This window comes from Cohnella sp. GCM10020058, assembly GCF_042683485.1.
GTDB lineage: Bacteria > Bacillota > Bacilli > Paenibacillales > Paenibacillaceae > Cohnella.
The window spans coordinates 160,888-176,459 of sequence record NZ_JBHUJV010000019.1 but is presented as its reverse complement, the minus strand read 5'-3'; the positions used below and the strand labels follow the sequence as shown (position 1 = coordinate 176,459).

Below are 15,572 nucleotides of genomic sequence, written 5' to 3'. Positions count from 1 at the left end.
AGGCGATTCTTTATTTACTCCGGAATCACGGTTTCGGAGGAGTCGCGGATACCGGATACGCTAATGCGGTCAAGCGGGCGGCTATCCGGGCTTTATGCAGCGGGTAACGGAACTGCGGTCCGCATTGGTATCGTGAAGGCGAAACGGGTCGAATAACGGCTGCCCGGTCCGTCCGTTGTGCCGTTGGAAGGCGCATTGAATCGTATTGCGCGGATAGACGGCAGTCCGGCCCATCCTACAAACCGCCTCTCCGAAGAGAAGCGGTTCGCGATTTGTGGCCTATTGCTTTATTCGAGCTCTTCCCGCTCGATCTTAAGTCCTTCTACATGCCGCTTGGCCATGAGACTGCGTCTTTTGCGGTTCTCGACAGAGTCGAAGACGATGTCCATGTCGTATTCGTCCGGATACAGATGCTTGCTCTCGATCTGCAGCCGCACCCGCTTGCGGTTGATGAGCTGCTTGGCGCCGCGAACCTGCACGACGAGGTTGCCCCGCTCGTCCGCGAGCCGGTAGACGACGCCGCGCTGCCCGAGCGACGGGATCCAGACGACGTCGCCGACAGCGAGCTCCGGCGGCTGCGCGGCCACGGTCTCCTGGCGCTCGCTCATCGCCCCCGCTGCGCCGGAATCGCTCCCTGCGCGAGCCGCAGGTCGCACGTCCTCATCCGTGACGGCCTTCGCCGCAGGGATGATTCCCTGCAAGCCTTCGCGCAGCCCATCGCCGCTCGGACCATCGCCGTACGATCGATCGAGCCCGCCGCCCTTCAGCCCCCGGGAGATCTCCTTTGCGCGGTCGATGATGTCTTCGCCGATGCCGAACTTGCGGGCGATGACAAACGCATAGCTGTCTCCCGCCTCGCCCATGTCGAGCCGGTAGAGCGGCTGCAGCGTATCCTCGTCGAACGCCATCCGGGCATTGCGGAAGCCCGGCGCGAGCCGCGCGTATTCTTTAATCTCGTTGAAGTGCGTCGTCGCCAGCACCGCCGACCCTCGGCGGTACAGCTCCTCGAGCACGGCGATCGATAGTCCGACGCCTTCGCCCGGATCTGTCCCGGTCGCCAGCTCGTCAAGCAGCACGAGCGTCGAGCGGTCGGCGACGGCGAGGATGTCGGTGACGTTGCGTATATGCGACGAAAACGTGCTGAGCGAACGGTCGAGGCTCTGTCCGTCGCCGATGTCCGCCTCGATGGCGCGGAACAGCCCGACGCGGCTGCCCGCTGCCGCCGGAATCAGCAGCCCCGTTTGTGCCATCAGCGTCAGAAGACCCACGGTTTTCAATGCGACCGTCTTGCCGCCGGTATTCGGTCCGGTGATAAGAAGCGATCGATAACTCGCGTCCATTGCAATATCTAGCGGCACCGCCCTCGCGCTAAGGAACGGATGCCTGGCCTCGCGAAGCTCGAACGTGCCGTCGTCGGTGAGCGCCGGAGGCAGCGCGCCGATCGCAAGCGCCCACTTGGCCTTGGCGAGCAGAAAATCGTAGTGCCCGACCGCCTCCGCGTTCACGGACAGCTGCGGCAGCGCAAGCTCGGCCTCGCCGGTCAGCCTGGCGAGCACCTGGAGCTCCTCGCGCTGCTCCTCCGCCCGCAGCGCGGACAGGTCCATCTGCAAGCCGACCGTCTCGGACGGCTCCACGAATACGGTTTGCCCGCTGGCGGATTCGTCCAGCACCGTGCCGGACACCCTGCGGCGGTCCTCCTTCTTCACGGAGAGCACGTATCGTCCGCCCCGCGAGCTGACGATTCGCTCCTGCAAATGCTCGGTATGCTTGGACAGCAAGCCGTCAAGCCGCTTCTGCAGCTTTTCCTCCGCCTGCCGGAGCTTGCGCCGGACGCGGCCGAGCTCCTGGCTGGCGCCGTCCAATATACGGCCGCGATCAATGCTGCGCTCGATCTCGCCCAGCAATGCGCCAAGCTCATGCATCGACGAAGCATAGCCGGCGACCGTGGGCGACGAATCCGCTTTTGACGCCATGAATTTGCGGAGCTGTCCGCAGCTGCGCACGAATTGCGCCAGCTGGCCGAACTGCTGCTCGCTTGGCACATAGCCGGTGCCGAGCAGCGCCAGCAGTTCCTCCATACCTTCCATAGAAGGCAGCGGAACGTGCATGCCCTTTTCCAACAAAGCGCGCGCCTCTTCGGTCTCGCCCAGGCGAGCGGCAATGACGCGGGCGTCGTACAGCGGCGTTAATTGCTCAGCAAGCTTTCGTCCTAAATAAGTGGTGGTACGTGCGGTAACGGCTTGGATGGCACGCATATATTCTAACTTTTCGAGGGAATGGGTTCTCATGATTAGGGGATGCTCCTTTGTTTTAAGGGAAATGGCATTCGGCGAACGCGGCGAAAACGCAAAAAAAACCGTACCTGATCGGCACAGTTCGCATTCCCGCTCCTCGCCGCAGCGACGGACGGAATGTCGGACAGTTCCTCCCCGGCAATCAGAGCCGCTAGACAAGCGCAACAAAATAAACGGGCCGAATGGCTTCGACCGTCCGAGCGCTCGCGCTAACGTGCTATCCAATTGATCAGTTCAGAACCGTCGCAGACATCAAGTCGTTCCCCTTAAGATAAACAAAGTTAGCTTTAACTTATCACAAGTTACATCTCGTTCACAAGCCATTTTTCGAGCCCGGCCCGGTCCTTGACCTGAATCATCTTCTGGTCGATCTCGATCAGCCCCTCGTCCTGCATGTCCTGCAGCACTTTGGACACGGTCTCCCGCACGGCGCCGACCATATCGGCGAGCTGCTGATGCGTGAGCTTGATCGGGATGCGCACGGGCGCTTCCGGGTCTGCGGCATTGCCGAATTCCTCGCACCAATTGGCCAGACGCTTGATGATTCGCGAGCGGACGCTAAGAAAGGTCAAATCGTAAATTTGCTGGTTGGCCTTGCGGAGCCGGTTCATCGTATCTTCGACCAGATAGTGAAGCAGATTGCGGTCGTTCTCAAACAGCAGCTGGAAGTGCGTTCGCCGAAGCGACAATAGACGGGTCTGCGACGCTGTCTCCGCGGTTGCCGAGCGGACGAGGCCGGGCTTGATGAGCGCCATCTCGCCGAAGTAGTCGCCTTCGTGGAAAAACGCAAGCACAACTTTTTTGGATTTGTTAATCGTATGAATGCTGATCGAGCCCGAAAGGATGAAATAGATCTCGTCCCCTTCGCTGCCCTCGAGGAAAATGATCGAGCCCTTGCGATACACTTTTTCCTGAACGTACGGGAGGACGCGGTCGAACAATCCGGGATCGATACCTTTGAAAAAAGGAATTGCCCTCAGCTTGCTGGCTGTGATCGGCATATTTGCCCCCTTGCGCGTGTGTGGCAGCTGCGCCGTATGTTCCCTAGACGACAGCCTCCACCATAAAGCTTGGATGCTCCATCAAGTTGAACTTCGTGCCGAACTGGTTCAAACGGACGACCGGCCTGGCCAGATGTCCTTGGTTCAATTCGACGACCGTCGCATGCAGTCCGCCGGTCAGGCGGATTTCGGTGCCGACCGGATAGGGAACGAATGCCTTCAGAAAGCCGCGGACGACCGCATAGCTGTATGATGTATCTATTTTCGACATCACGTACTCGATTCCTCCACAAGGCAGCTTGTCCGCGAGCTTATCGTTCATAAAATAGTCGAATTCGCTGCACAAGCCGCAGATCTGGGCTTCCTCCGACAGCTCCGCGCCTTTCGTCCCATACGGAAATCCTCTGCCGTCCAGCTGCTCGTGATGCTGCACGACGATTTTGAGCGCTGCAGGCGTCAGGCCGGGATACTGCCGTAGCAGCTCGTAGCCGGCCTGCGGATGGTTGATGACCATCGTGCCGTCATGCGGCTTGAACAGGCCGATGTCATGAAGCAGGCTCCCGACGGCCACGCCCTGGATCCGATGCTTGCCGTAGCCGAGCGCTTTGGCGGTCAGCATGGCGAGGAAGCAGACGTTCACGCTGTGCGCGACCAGGTCTCCGTCCCCTCGCGGCAGATCCTCGTAATGATAGAGCAGGTCGCGCTCCTCCATGACGATGCCCGCCATATGCTCGGACCACGACAGCACCTCGTCGACGGGGACGGGGCCGCCGCGCCTCACGGCATCGAGCACGAGCGTCAGCAGCTCTTTCATCTGAACCCGCAGGTTTTCCTTCAACGCGCGCGGATCTGCGTCGTACGCCGGCGTCGTCTCGATCGACAAATAACGAAGATTTCGTTTTTTTATGGCCGCGATGAGCCGCTTGTCAAGCACGACCCCCTGCCTCAATATAAGCCGGCCGTCTTCCGTATATATGCTGTGGCCGAGCTTGTCGCCTTCTTGCAGCTGGTCTGCACGAACTACCCGCACAGTCTCTCACTCCCGATTCTCTCTTGCGAGCTTCTCTTTACTGATACGATACTACTATCCGCGCCCCGCCGGTTTCTGTAACTCAAATCACACAAAAAGGAAAATAGTCGCAGACTATTTTCCTCAGGAGTAGATCTTATGAACCGGACAACTTGTCGAACAAGGAGACGACCGCTCGCACGCCGCCCTGGGACAGGGCCTGCAGCGCAGACGCGGTTTTGTCGGCCAGACTGTCGACCAACGGCTCGCCGTCAGGACGGGGAATCGCGTACGGATCCTCGTTGCCTGCCGCTTGATTTGTCTGCGTTCGCGTCGCATCCGACGATCCGCCTGCTTTTACGCCCTCTCTCGTCGCGCCGGCATTCCGGTTTTCGCCCTCGTAGGCAATGCCCTGCGGTTCCTCGGCATAGTAGCGGCTGCGCTGCTCGGCGCGGCTATCGGCCGCGCTCCCGCTGCCGACGGTCGCCGTACCGTCGTTTATCGGCCCGTATACGGTACGAATGCCGTCGTCCGCCAGCTCCATTCCAAACAGGATCGCAAGACCGATCAACACCGACAGCAACGCGAATCTTGTGAGCGAGCGTCCCATTGCGCATCTCCTCCATTAACCTGCATTGGCTGCATTGTTCTTGCCGGCGCCCGCCGCTTCGGCGTTCTGATCCTGCCAATACAGATCCGCGATCGTCTTGGCGAGCGCATCAGCCGTACGGTAGCATTCCTCAAGCGTGTTGTCGACGCCGCCGATCTCGATAAGCACGCTGTCCGGCGCCAGCGACTGATTGTATTCGCCGTTGCCCGTGGCGGCCGTCTTGCCCCAGATGCCGCGCGACAAGCCGGGATAGGAAGACTCCAGCTTTTCATGGATCTCGTTGGCGAAGCTTTCGTTCTGCTTCCAATTCGGATTGCGCTGTCCGATGATGAAAAAAACTTGCGCGTAATCCTTGCCGCCGATCGTGACGGTCGATTCCTTGCGGCGAAGCGAGTCTCTATGAATATCGAAGAAAAAGGTCAAGTCCTTGTCGCCTGCCATCGCCTGCGTGACCGTCTGCTTGGAATACTTGTAGGATTGGTTCCAATCGTAGTCTTTAACCGTGCCGGCGTAATCTTTGGAAGAGTGAAGCGCACCGATCCCCCGCTTCTCCAGTTGATCCGCGAGGCGCTTGCCGACCGAGGTTACGTTGACCTTGCCCGAGTTCGGATCCTTGGTGCTAGGCGGCAGCTCGGGATAGTAGGATTCGCGGTTGTGAGAATGATAGATAAACACGACCTTGCGGCCCTCGGTCGTCTTCGTCTCGCCCGGCGGCACATTCTCCTTATCGGGCGTCGGCGTCGGGCCGGAGGCCTCTCCGTTCTGATCCGGATCGGTCGTGGCGGTCGCATCCGGCTTGTCCGTGCCGCCGCCCGGCCGGGTCCCCGGGTCCGTACCGGGATCGTCCGTCGTACCGGAGGCCGGTGGGCTGTAATCTTCCGGCGCGCTGTCCGAGCCGCCGGAGCCCGTCCGGAACAAGATCGGCTCGTCCCCGCCCGCGCCCGGCATCTCGGCCGCGAGCAGGCTTTTCGGATCGCCCGGATTGACGTCTGTTAGAAACCGCAGCAGAAATGCCGCGATTCGCTCCCCGTCCATCCGGCCTCCTCCGCCTTTCTTGTCCATCTGCGGCAGCTCGAGCCCGAGCATGGAGGAGAAGAACGTATCGGAGACGGAAGCCGCGAAGCCCTTCATCGATTGCGCGGGCGAGGCAGCCAGCTTGATCTGCAAGATGCCGCCGAGGCCCAGGAGAACGAACATGACCATCGAACAAAAGCTGAGAAGCAAAAATGCACGCCCCGATGCCAAAAATCTACGGAACTGTCTGTGCCAGACCGGCAAGTAATGCGATAGCGCCGCACGGATCATCCCGCACCTCCGTTTCCCCTGTCAGGGGTCTCTTAGACTTCCTATTCTTCCGGCTTGCGAACGCGATAGTGAAGTCTATGAGCATCTGAGAGATGCTAGAACTAGATTCGTCGCGGTATTCGATGGGCGAGATCCACGTCTCGCCCCCCCCCCGCCTCCCCGCCTCTCGACCTCTCCACACGCCACCGCGTCCTCACTACTCCCCACTTCTCGACCGCTTCACCTCTTCGCCAACTCGAGAAACGCATAAAGCCTGCAGATTTACATCCTTTTCATATAGGAGGGACCTTGCGCGATAAAAGGATGCGAATGTGCAGGCTTTTATCTCTCTTTCTTAGAGATTTCGCGCTGCGCAGCTTAAAAGATGCTGATTTGCAGGCATTTCCGCTTCATCTCGCATATTCGGGCTTAAAGCCTGCACGGATGCAGGCTTTTATTTTTCGTCCCGTCTTTATCTCGGACTCCCCTCTGCCGCCTCTGTTTTTACTCGCATATCTCGCCGCTTACCCCTGCTCCTTGTTTACAAGAGGCAAAGGTGTTTTTAACGTTGCGAATATGCCGAAAAAACCTCCCGGCGTCTGCCGGGAGGCTTGGGTTGGACGGCGTCCTGCGCCGTCGCTATGCGGTTCTGGCTGTAGCTCCTGATGCGACTCCTGATGCGGTTCTGGCTGTAGCTCTTGATGCGACTCTTGATGCGACTCTTGATGCGGTTCTTGTTGCGGTTCTTGTTGCGGTTCTTGAACCGATTCTGGATAATGCGGTTCTTGTTGCAGCTCTCGATGTTGCGGCCGGTCTAGCTGGCTTGGTTACGGCTTAATAGCCGAGGTCCTTGCGAGCCTTCGCCCACTTGGCATTGAGATCGTCGAACGCTTTCTTCAGATCCTTCGCCACGATCAGGTCTTGGTCGACGGAGCCGGTGCCCAGCGCGATCTCGGCCTTCTTGGCGATCTCGTTGTAGCGAGGGTCGACTGCGACGCCTTCGATGTACGTCGGGTTGGAAGCGTTGAATTCTGCCAGCTGCGGTACGGCAGGCGTCTTGGTCTTGTCGACAGGCATGAAGCCGGAATCGGTGTCATAGCCGGATTCTTTGACGAAGAATTCGACCCAAGCCGTTGCGAGTTCCTTGTTCTTGCTGTCCTTGCTTACGCCGACGAAGTAGTCGCCGCCGAGCGGAGCGTTGTACTTGCCGCTGTTGTCGTAAGGGAACGGGAAGAAACCGATGTCTTCGGAAGCCGCGCCGGCGCCGATGACTTGCGGGATAACCCAGTTGCCGAGGAAATACATGGCGGCTTTGCCGGATGCGACTTCGCCCTTGGACATTTCCCAGTTGTTGGTGGAAAGATCGGATTCGACCCACTTGTTCTCGACGAACTTGCGCGCGATCGTGATCAGTTGGCCCCAAGGTCCGTCTACGGTGAACGGCGTGTCCGTGGAGATCAAGGAATCCGTCCACTTGGCGTCGCCCGCTACGGTCGTGTAGGAATTCTCGCCCCAGCTGCCCATCGGCCACTGCGCGCCGAAGTTCATGTAAAGCGGGATGATGCCGGCATCCTTCAGCTTCTGTGCGTCCGCGTACAGCTCGTCGAGCGTCTTCGGCGTCGAGGTGATGCCCGCTTTTTCGAACGCTTTCTTGTTGTAAACGAGCCCTTGCGTGTTGACGCCGGAAGTAATGCCGTAGCGCTTGCCTTCGAATGCGTCGAAGTCTGCGAAGTAGACGTTATCGAACATCGCGTCCGGCAGCGGCTCGTAGTACTTCGGATACTCGCTTGCAGCAAGACCCGTCGGGATCATGTTGACGTCGCCGGCTTCGCCGGTCGTCAGACGCGTGTTGATGTCGGTCGCGTAGTTGGTCAGGCCTTCGAATTCGACTTCGGCCTTCGGATATTTTTCTTTGAACTTGGCTACGTACTTGTCGAACGTGCCGTCGCTGATGTAGTCGGTACGGTGAGTCAGCACGAGAATCTTGCCGGACAGGTCGGCGTTCGCTTCGCCGCTCGATGCGGACGCGGAAGCGGATGCCGAAGCGCTGGCGGACGACGATGCCGATGCGGAAGGAGATGCGTTGTTATTGTTGTTGTTGCTGCCGCAAGCGGAGAGTACGGCGGAAGCCGTCAGCAACGACAAGATGGCCAGCGTGCTTTTCTTCATTTGTTTGACCCCCAGATTGATGGTTTTAGCTGAGTATCCAGCTTTGTAAGCGCTGCGTTGGGATCGCTTACATGACCTAATTATACGCCGTTCCCTATGCAAAAACAGGCAATCGTTTTGTTTTTATTGTCATCAATTATGATAACAAATAAAAACTTTTAGCTTAAAATCCCCTAACCGGGCATTAGTATGCGCCGATTAGGGGATTTTTACCCATTCGATATGATTTTACTCGCAGGCGTCAGCCGCGCTTCAAAAACGCGTATTCCGGGCGGTCCAGCAGCTCGAGATTGCGCGCGATCAGCTCATGGCGCGTCTCAACGCTGGCGCGCGAGCGAAGCCCGTCTTCAGGGGTGTTGACCACATAATCGAGCATGCGACCGATCGTCGTCGAGGCAACGTGCAAGCGCGTGTCGGACGAAGCATAGTAAATGTACAATTCGCCGGTCTCCTCGGCGATCAGGCCGTTCGTGAAGACGACGTTGGACACGTCGCCGACGCGCTCGATGCCTTCCGGCGCGATCAGGTGTCCGGCCGGCGCGTGAATGACGCGGCTCGGATCGTCAAGCGCGGTCATGAACGCGTAGATGACGTAGCGCAGGCCGGCAGCCGTGTTGCGCACGCCGTGAGCGATATGCAGCCAGCCTTTGTCCGTTTTGATCGGCGCGGCACCCTGGCCGTTTTTCACTTCCTTGATCGTGTGGTACACCTTCTCGTCCACGATCGCCTCATGGTCGACGACTGCCGGATTCATGCTGTCGGACAGCCCCCAGCCGATGCCGCCGCCGGCGCCCGTGTCGATAAAGCCATCCTGCGGACGCGTGTAAAAAGCGTATTTGCCGTTCACGAACTCGGGATGCAGCACGACGTTGCGCTGCTGCGGCGAAGGAGTCGCCAGATCCGGGAGACGCTCCCAGTTGATCAGGTCCTTCGTGCGGGCGATGCCGCCTTTGGCGTTGGCGCTGGACGTGTCGCCCTTCGGCGCGTCCGGGTCCTTGCGCTCGCTGCAGAACAGGCCGTAGATCCAGCCGTCCTCATGCTGCACGAGACGCATGTCGTATACGTTGATGTCCGGGTCTTCGGTCTCGGGAAGCAGTACCGGAAAGTCCCAGAAACGGAAGCCTTCGGTTGGCTTGTCGCTCTCCGCGACGGCAAAAAACGATTTGCGGTCGACGCCTTCGACGCGCACCATGAGATAATATTTGCCGTTCAGCTTGATGGCGCCCGCATTAAAAGCAGCGTTGACGCCGATCCGCTCCATCAGGTACGGATTCGTCTCGGGATTCAGGTCGTAGCGCCAGTAGAGGGGCGCGTGCGCGTTGGTCACGACCGGGTACTCATGGCGCCAGTAGATGCCGTTGCCGGGTTCGACCTTCGGGTTGGGCTGCGCGATCAGCTTTTCGTACTGCTCATTGAGCTGCTTGATTTGGTTCAGAAAATCGCTCATGGATTATACCTCCGTTTTCAAATGTTCGAGTCTCTCCAGCACTTCGATGCATGCGCGGCTGTTGTGGTAAGGGCATTTCCATTGGCCGACCTTCGGCTGGTTCGCGCTTACGACCGGCTCCCCGGCACGCGTCACTTGCCAGTGCCATTCCCCGCCCTCGCGGTCGCTTACAAAGTTGGAGATGAACGACCAGCTATGCTTGGCCGCTTCCAAATACTTCGTTTCTCCCGACAGCTGGTAAGCGTTCAGGAAGCCGACCATCGCCTCGGCCTGCGGCCACCAATCCTTGCTGTCGTCGAGGTGATATCCGTCATACTCGTTGAACAAACCGCCATCCTCGTCCACGCCCTGCTCGAGCGTCGCCTTCGCCATGCGGACGGCCGCTTCCTTGACGCGCGGGAGCAGCGACTCGTCGCCGAGCACCTCGGCCGCTTCCCACAGGAGCCAGCTGCCTTCGATGTCGTGGCCGTAGGACACATGCGAGACCTTGGAGTTCCACTCGTCGTCGAAAAACAGCAGGAAGTGGTCGGTTTTCGCATCGATGATCTTGTCCAGGTGGACCTCGATCAGTTCCTTGAGCTTCGCCTTGAGACCTTCAGGCTTCCATACACGGTACAGGTTCGTGTAGGCTTCCAGCACGTGCAGATGCGTGTTCATCGACTTGCGCTCGTTCAGATCCTTGCCGGAGAGGCTCAGTTCGTCCGTCTCGGTCCAGTCTCGCGCGAGTGCCTCGATGTAGCCGAGATGCACCGGATCGTAAGCATGCTTTTCGAGCAGCCGATAGATCTCCTCTGCCCAAGCCAGCGCTTCCTGATCGCCGGTCACGCGCACGTACTCGGACAAGGCGTAGATAACGAATGCTTGGCCGTACACTTGCTTTTTATCGGATACCGCCGCTCCGTTTACGTCGATCAACCAGTACAGGCCGCCATGCTCGGGATCGCGGAAATGCGTATTGAGCGCCTCGTAAGCGCGCTTCGATGCGGACAGGTATTTCTCGTCCTTGTACAGGCGATAAGCGGACGCGAACGTCCACATGATACGGGCGTGCAGCACGAGTCCTTTATCCGCTTCCGGCAGCTTCTCGCCGCTGCTCGCAATCTCGCCGATGTATCCAAAATACTTTTCGTCAATCGTATGGTTCAGCCAATAGCCGAGGATGTTGTCTTTAAGCTCCGCGGTCAACTCTTCCCGCCACCGCGCGCTCGTCAATTGCTGCGTCATGCGTAGTCCTCCTCTTGGTGGTCCGTCAGCGGACTTTCAAATGTTCAGGCATTCAAGCCTTCCGGCTTCTGCCCCGACTTGTAATAGTCGCCGACCGTCTTCGCCGCCGATTTGCCGTACATGCAGTAATCGTCGTTGGCCGCCGCATCCCTCGCGTCGTACAGTTTCGCCGGCCAATCCCAAAGCATATAGCCGCGCATCCAGTCGCGCTTGGCGCAAGCGCCGAACATCGCTTCGTAATAGCGCTTCTGCTCCTCTTCCGACGGACCGCCGGGCAGCGACCAGTCATTCGGACGCAGCGGCGAGCCTTCGCGGCTCGGACAGCCGGCTTCCATGAAGAAGAACGGCTTGTTCCACTGGGCAAGCACGCCTTCGATGCGATCGAGATGTTCCTCCCACTCGTGAATCGGGTAGTAGCCGCTCGAAGAGATAATATCGACCGCGTCCCACCATTTGACCCGGCCCTCTTGATATTTATCGCAGTTATAGGTAATCAGGCCGGAATAGATCGGGCGGATGTCAGCGATCAGGGCGCGCCATTCGGACTCGCGCTTGTCGGTCTGCACCATCTCGCAGCCGATGCACAGCATCTCGCAGCCTTCTTCCTCCGCGATCGCCGCGTAATGGGCGATGAACTTGCCGTAGCTTGCGAACCATTGCGCCCAGCTAGGCTCACCAGGTACCTCTTCGTCAAAAAAGCCGATGTGCGCGCGCCACGTCCCGTTATTCACGTTGACGACCGGCTTGAGGCACACCTTCATGCCCAGCGACTTCGCCTTGCGGATCGCCGCGCGCACCTCGTCGTCGGTCACCGTCGGCGCGTCCCAGTAAGGGATCTCCGTCGATTGCGGCGTCTCCTGCAGCGCGGACAGCGCGATGGCCGTCCAGTTCACGCCAAGCTTCGCCATCTCCTCCATCGAGAAGTCCGCTTCGCTCCCCGTCCACGTGCCGCGCGTGCCGACCCAGCCCCAGGTCATGCCGCTGACCGTCTCGTTCCAAGCCTGTTTGCTCATGCGTGCAGCTCCTTTTGCGCGAACTTTTGTAAACGCGTCTTGTTGTATTGTTATCCATTTTGTTAGCTAATTAAGATAACAATATTCTCAAGGTGATTGTACCACCTCGGGGAGAGAAGTCAACAAAATCCACCCGATTCAACTAAATGAAGCTTTATAAAAAAGGAACCTTTCATAAAAATGTCGAATACTGGTAGCGGCACTCAAAACGCATGCCAAAGGGAGAGTACAAATGGGTTTAAAGAGATTGATGTGGATGATCCTTTGCTTGACAATCGGCAGCTTCGCTCTGATGTTGGCGGACCACAAAGCAAGCGCAGCCGAGCCGACGGGAATCCGAACAGTAATCGACAGCAAGACGCTTCTGCTCAACGACGGGTCGATGTGGGTCCTTGTAGGCGATCGGTACGCCCTTACGAAAGGTCTTGACTTGACCGATGTCGCAGGTTCCGCGTACTACGGTATCGCGCTCACCAAGGACAGCAAGCTGGCAGAGTATTCCATTGGTGCGCCAAGTCTCGTCGAAGGCCAGACCGGCGTCGCGCAGATTGTCAGCGGCTACTGGCTGAAAAAAGACGGAACGGTCTGGACGAAGAAGGGCAAGGTCAAAGGTTTTCAAGACGTGCTTCGCATCGCTTCCAAAGACAAAAACTTTGCGGCGTTGACCGGAGACGGGCAGGTATTGTATATCAACGAGGACTACGGTGTTCTAAATAAGCTGGGTCAGATCAATGATGCCGAATCGATCGTGTCGATTCAAACGACCTACGACCGTGTCGCCCTTCTTTACGAGTCGGGCAAAGTCGTCGTCTTCGAGGGGGCCAACTTCGACGACAACGGCAAGATCATCCCTGTCTTGGTAACGGACGATGCGACGTCTATTCAGTATGCGGGACCGGAGTCCGTCTTACTCGTCGTTCGCCAAGACGGCACGGTCTGGACGACTGGCCCTTATAGCGATCGCTTCAAATTGACGACGCAGGTTCAAGGTCTGTCGGATATCGTGAAAACTGCTGGGGCCATGGATGCGGACAACTTTTTTGCGATGAATCGGAGCGGCCGCTGGTTCAGCGTCCTCGACGGGGAGCCGTCCGCCTTCCAGGCCCCTGGCGTCTCCCGTCTGTCGGCGGCATTATCCAATGCGTCCCCAATCAAAGGCGACAAGTTGACCGTCAGCGTACAACTGGGTTACACCAACGGCTCGCTGCTCAAGGCCGCACCGGGCGAAGCCTCGATTGCAGTCGAAAAGCCTTATTTGCTTAAGCTTCAGCCTGATGGGAGCTTTGTTGCTTCCGGGGTCGGAGAGACCGCCATCACCGTATCCTCAGGCAGCGCGTCAAAGACGCTGCAAGTCGTTATCGGTCATCCCGGCAGCTTAACGTACGCGCAACTGACAAACGGTACCGTTTATTTGCCGGCCAAGTCCGTCCTCCAAGCGCTAGGGGGATCGTTCGTTGCCATCGGCGGCGGATATGAAGCCGATATCGGCGCTAGATCCGTACAATTCAAGATAGGGAGCAAAGCCGCCCAAATCAATGGCAACTCGATCAATCTCAAGGCTGCACCGCTGATGTCGGCAGGCGTCGTATACGTTCCATCCGCCCTGCTGAACTCGGGATTCGGCGTAACGACCAAATGGAATGACACCTGGCAGCAAGCCGACCTCAGCATCGGCCAAGCCAAATTGACCGTCGTCTCCAAGCAGACGGCGGCGCTCGTTAAAAAGGCCGCGCAAGGCAGCCTGGCCAAATATATCGGCAAAACGTATTGGGTGAATCATTACAACGAATGGTCCCGGTTCGCCAAAGTTACGGTAACCGATGTAATTCCGGACGGAAGCGGTTATTTTAAAATCAGCTTCAAAACGGCCTCCGGACAAACCTGGACCTCCTACTCGATGCCCACAAGTTTTATCCCGACGATTTTTAGCGACGATTATTACTTCTTAACGTTCGATCCCTATAAAAAATACAAGTGGTCGAACGCTACGTGGCAGGCGATCAAAGCTGGAAACGTCACGCTGGGCATGACGAAGGATCAAGTACAGCTTTCCTGGGGTCCTCCTTCCGGAAAAAGCACCACGAAAACTTCCGCGGGACAGGCCATCGAGACTTGGGTTTACCGGAATTTCGATACGGTCGCTTTTGTAGACGGCAAAGCGATCTTGGTGATCGAATAAAAAGAATGCACCATCTTAAAGTAAACATCGGACCGATTAAGATGAGCCGATTACTTTAAGTGGTGCATTTTTTAATTTGCATGCTCAATGATTTGACCTGTTTTTGCATTAATTTTCAAATGAAATTAAGTTTAACTTCGAAAAATTCAAATCGATGATTTTCTCGTGACATCCATCTGTTTATCTCATATTGATTCAAATCTTAACCCTTGTCCGCCAGCCCCGTCGACTGCCTGAACACAAAGTCCCCCGACAGCAGGATTCGCTCCTTGGGGCTGTCCGGATGGTTAATGCGCCAGAGCAACGTCTCCACCGCCCGCTGGCCGAGCGCCTCCTTGTTGACGTTGACCGTGCTGAGCGTCGGCGTCGAGAGCGCGGCGTCTTCGATGTTGTCGAAGCCGGTGACGGAGACGTCCTCGGGCACGCGGATGCCGTGCTTCATCAGCGCCGTGACGACGCACAGCGCGAGCGAGTCGTTCGCGCATACGAACGCGGTCGGCAGCGCTTCGCGCGCCTTCATACCGCCGACGATTTCCGTGAGCGCTTCCGTATGCTCGGAGCGGTTCTCCCCCTCGAGCGCGACCAGTCCCGGCTCTTGCTCGAAAGGCACTTCCTGCTCCTCAAGCAAGGAACGGTAGCCGAGCCAGCGGTCGTAGAAGCTGCGGGAATAGCGCGTATTGCCGACGAACTGGAGCTTGCGGTGGCCGTTGCCGAGCAGATAATTGGTCACGCGGCGCATGCACTCGTAGTTGTTCATGAACAGCGCGTCGGACGGAATCAGCGGATCCTCGTGGTCGACCATGACGAACGGGATCGACAAATTGCGTATCTCGAGCAGCAGCTGGTTGGAGATGTGGCCGACGCAGACGATGCCGAGCACGCCGTCCGGATTGATCAGTTTGATAAAGTTGTCCGTAATATGCTCCGTAACGATCATCATGCCGAGCCGATGCTGCTCGAGTCCGGTCGTAATGCCGTCAATGATGCGTCCCCAGTAAAAGGAATGGCGATTTTGCTCCCGTACGTTCGGGATGAGCACGATGATCGTTTCCCGCTGGGTCCTGCCGGCCGGATCGGCCGCAGTGCGGGACGCCGAGCTCTTGATCCGCTTGCCCGCAAAGTAGCCAAGCTGCGTTGCCGAGCTGATGATCTTTTCCCGGGTCTCCGCGCTCACGCCGGATTTGCCGGCAAGCGCCTTGGATACGGCGAATTTGGAAACGCCTACATGATCGGCGATTTGCTGCATCGTTACTTTTTTAGACATCTATGCGTACGACCCTTTCCGCCCATAAAAAATCCGAATGCGTTGATAACAAGATTAATTGTTATCATAACACATTCG

General features: G+C 57.9%; 12 protein-coding genes. 2 read left to right on the top strand and 10 right to left on the bottom strand.

Annotated elements, in window-relative coordinates; translation table 11 throughout:
* Positions 1-287: 287 nt before the first annotated feature.
* The 5 genes from ACFSR7_RS31435 to ACFSR7_RS31415 form a co-directional block, all read right to left on the bottom strand.
* Positions 288-2,288, bottom strand: a complete 2,001-nt coding sequence (locus ACFSR7_RS31435) for an endonuclease MutS2 (protein WP_378168476.1) — start codon at positions 2,286-2,288, stop codon at positions 288-290.
* Positions 2,289-2,596: 308 nt separating this feature from the next.
* Positions 2,597-3,295 (bottom strand): Crp/Fnr family transcriptional regulator, encoded by a 699-nt coding sequence (locus tag ACFSR7_RS31430; protein WP_378168474.1) that lies wholly within the window; start codon positions 3,293-3,295, stop codon positions 2,597-2,599.
* A gap of 43 nt (positions 3,296-3,338) precedes the next feature.
* The gene (locus ACFSR7_RS31425) at positions 3,339-4,325 is read right to left on the bottom strand and encodes an HD-GYP domain-containing protein (protein ID WP_378168472.1); all 987 of its coding nucleotides are present in this window, start codon (positions 4,323-4,325) and stop codon (positions 3,339-3,341) included.
* Between the two features lie 136 nt (positions 4,326-4,461).
* The gene (locus ACFSR7_RS31420; RefSeq protein ID WP_378168470.1) at positions 4,462-4,914 is read right to left on the bottom strand and encodes a hypothetical protein; all 453 of its coding nucleotides are present in this window, start codon (positions 4,912-4,914) and stop codon (positions 4,462-4,464) included.
* A gap of 15 nt (positions 4,915-4,929) precedes the next feature.
* Positions 4,930-6,138 carry a stage II sporulation protein P gene (locus ACFSR7_RS31415; RefSeq protein WP_378168469.1) on the bottom strand — a complete coding sequence of 403 codons (1,209 nt, stop codon included), beginning with the start codon at positions 6,136-6,138 and terminating at the stop codon, positions 4,930-4,932.
* Positions 6,139-6,814: 676 nt separating this feature from the next.
* Between ACFSR7_RS31415 and ACFSR7_RS31410 the strand changes: the two genes are divergently transcribed.
* Positions 6,815-7,036 carry a hypothetical protein gene (locus ACFSR7_RS31410; protein ID WP_378168467.1) on the top strand — a complete coding sequence of 74 codons (222 nt, stop codon included), beginning with the start codon at positions 6,815-6,817 and terminating at the stop codon, positions 7,034-7,036.
* Here the strand turns inward: ACFSR7_RS31410 and ACFSR7_RS31405 are convergent.
* From ACFSR7_RS31405 to ACFSR7_RS31390, 4 genes are all read right to left on the bottom strand, one after another.
* Positions 7,033-8,367: an ABC transporter substrate-binding protein gene (locus tag ACFSR7_RS31405; protein WP_378168466.1), complete on the bottom strand. Its 1,335-nt coding sequence runs from the start codon at positions 8,365-8,367 to the stop codon at positions 7,033-7,035. The two genes, ACFSR7_RS31410 and ACFSR7_RS31405, sit on opposite strands and share 4 nt — an antisense overlap.
* A 241-nt stretch (positions 8,368-8,608) precedes the next feature.
* On the bottom strand, positions 8,609-9,814 hold the full coding sequence (locus ACFSR7_RS31400) for a glycoside hydrolase family 130 protein (RefSeq protein WP_378168464.1): 1,206 nt from the start codon (positions 9,812-9,814) through the stop codon (positions 8,609-8,611).
* A gap of 3 nt (positions 9,815-9,817) precedes the next feature.
* Positions 9,818-11,038: an AGE family epimerase/isomerase gene (locus ACFSR7_RS31395; protein WP_378168462.1), complete on the bottom strand. Its 1,221-nt coding sequence runs from the start codon at positions 11,036-11,038 to the stop codon at positions 9,818-9,820.
* 44 nt (positions 11,039-11,082) lie between these two features.
* Positions 11,083-12,051, bottom strand: a complete 969-nt coding sequence (locus tag ACFSR7_RS31390; protein WP_378168460.1) for a glycoside hydrolase family 113 — start codon at positions 12,049-12,051, stop codon at positions 11,083-11,085.
* Positions 12,052-12,283: 232 nt separating this feature from the next.
* Here ACFSR7_RS31390 and ACFSR7_RS31385 point away from each other — a divergent pair, with 232 nt between their 5' ends.
* Positions 12,284-14,230: a stalk domain-containing protein gene (locus ACFSR7_RS31385; protein ID WP_378168458.1), complete on the top strand. Its 1,947-nt coding sequence runs from the start codon at positions 12,284-12,286 to the stop codon at positions 14,228-14,230.
* Positions 14,231-14,432: 202 nt separating this feature from the next.
* On the opposite strand, the gene ACFSR7_RS31380 is transcribed toward ACFSR7_RS31385, so the two are convergent.
* Complete coding sequence (locus ACFSR7_RS31380; protein ID WP_378168456.1) at positions 14,433-15,494, bottom strand: LacI family DNA-binding transcriptional regulator; 1,062 nt, start codon at positions 15,492-15,494, stop codon at positions 14,433-14,435.
* Positions 15,495-15,572: the final 78 nt, after the last annotated feature.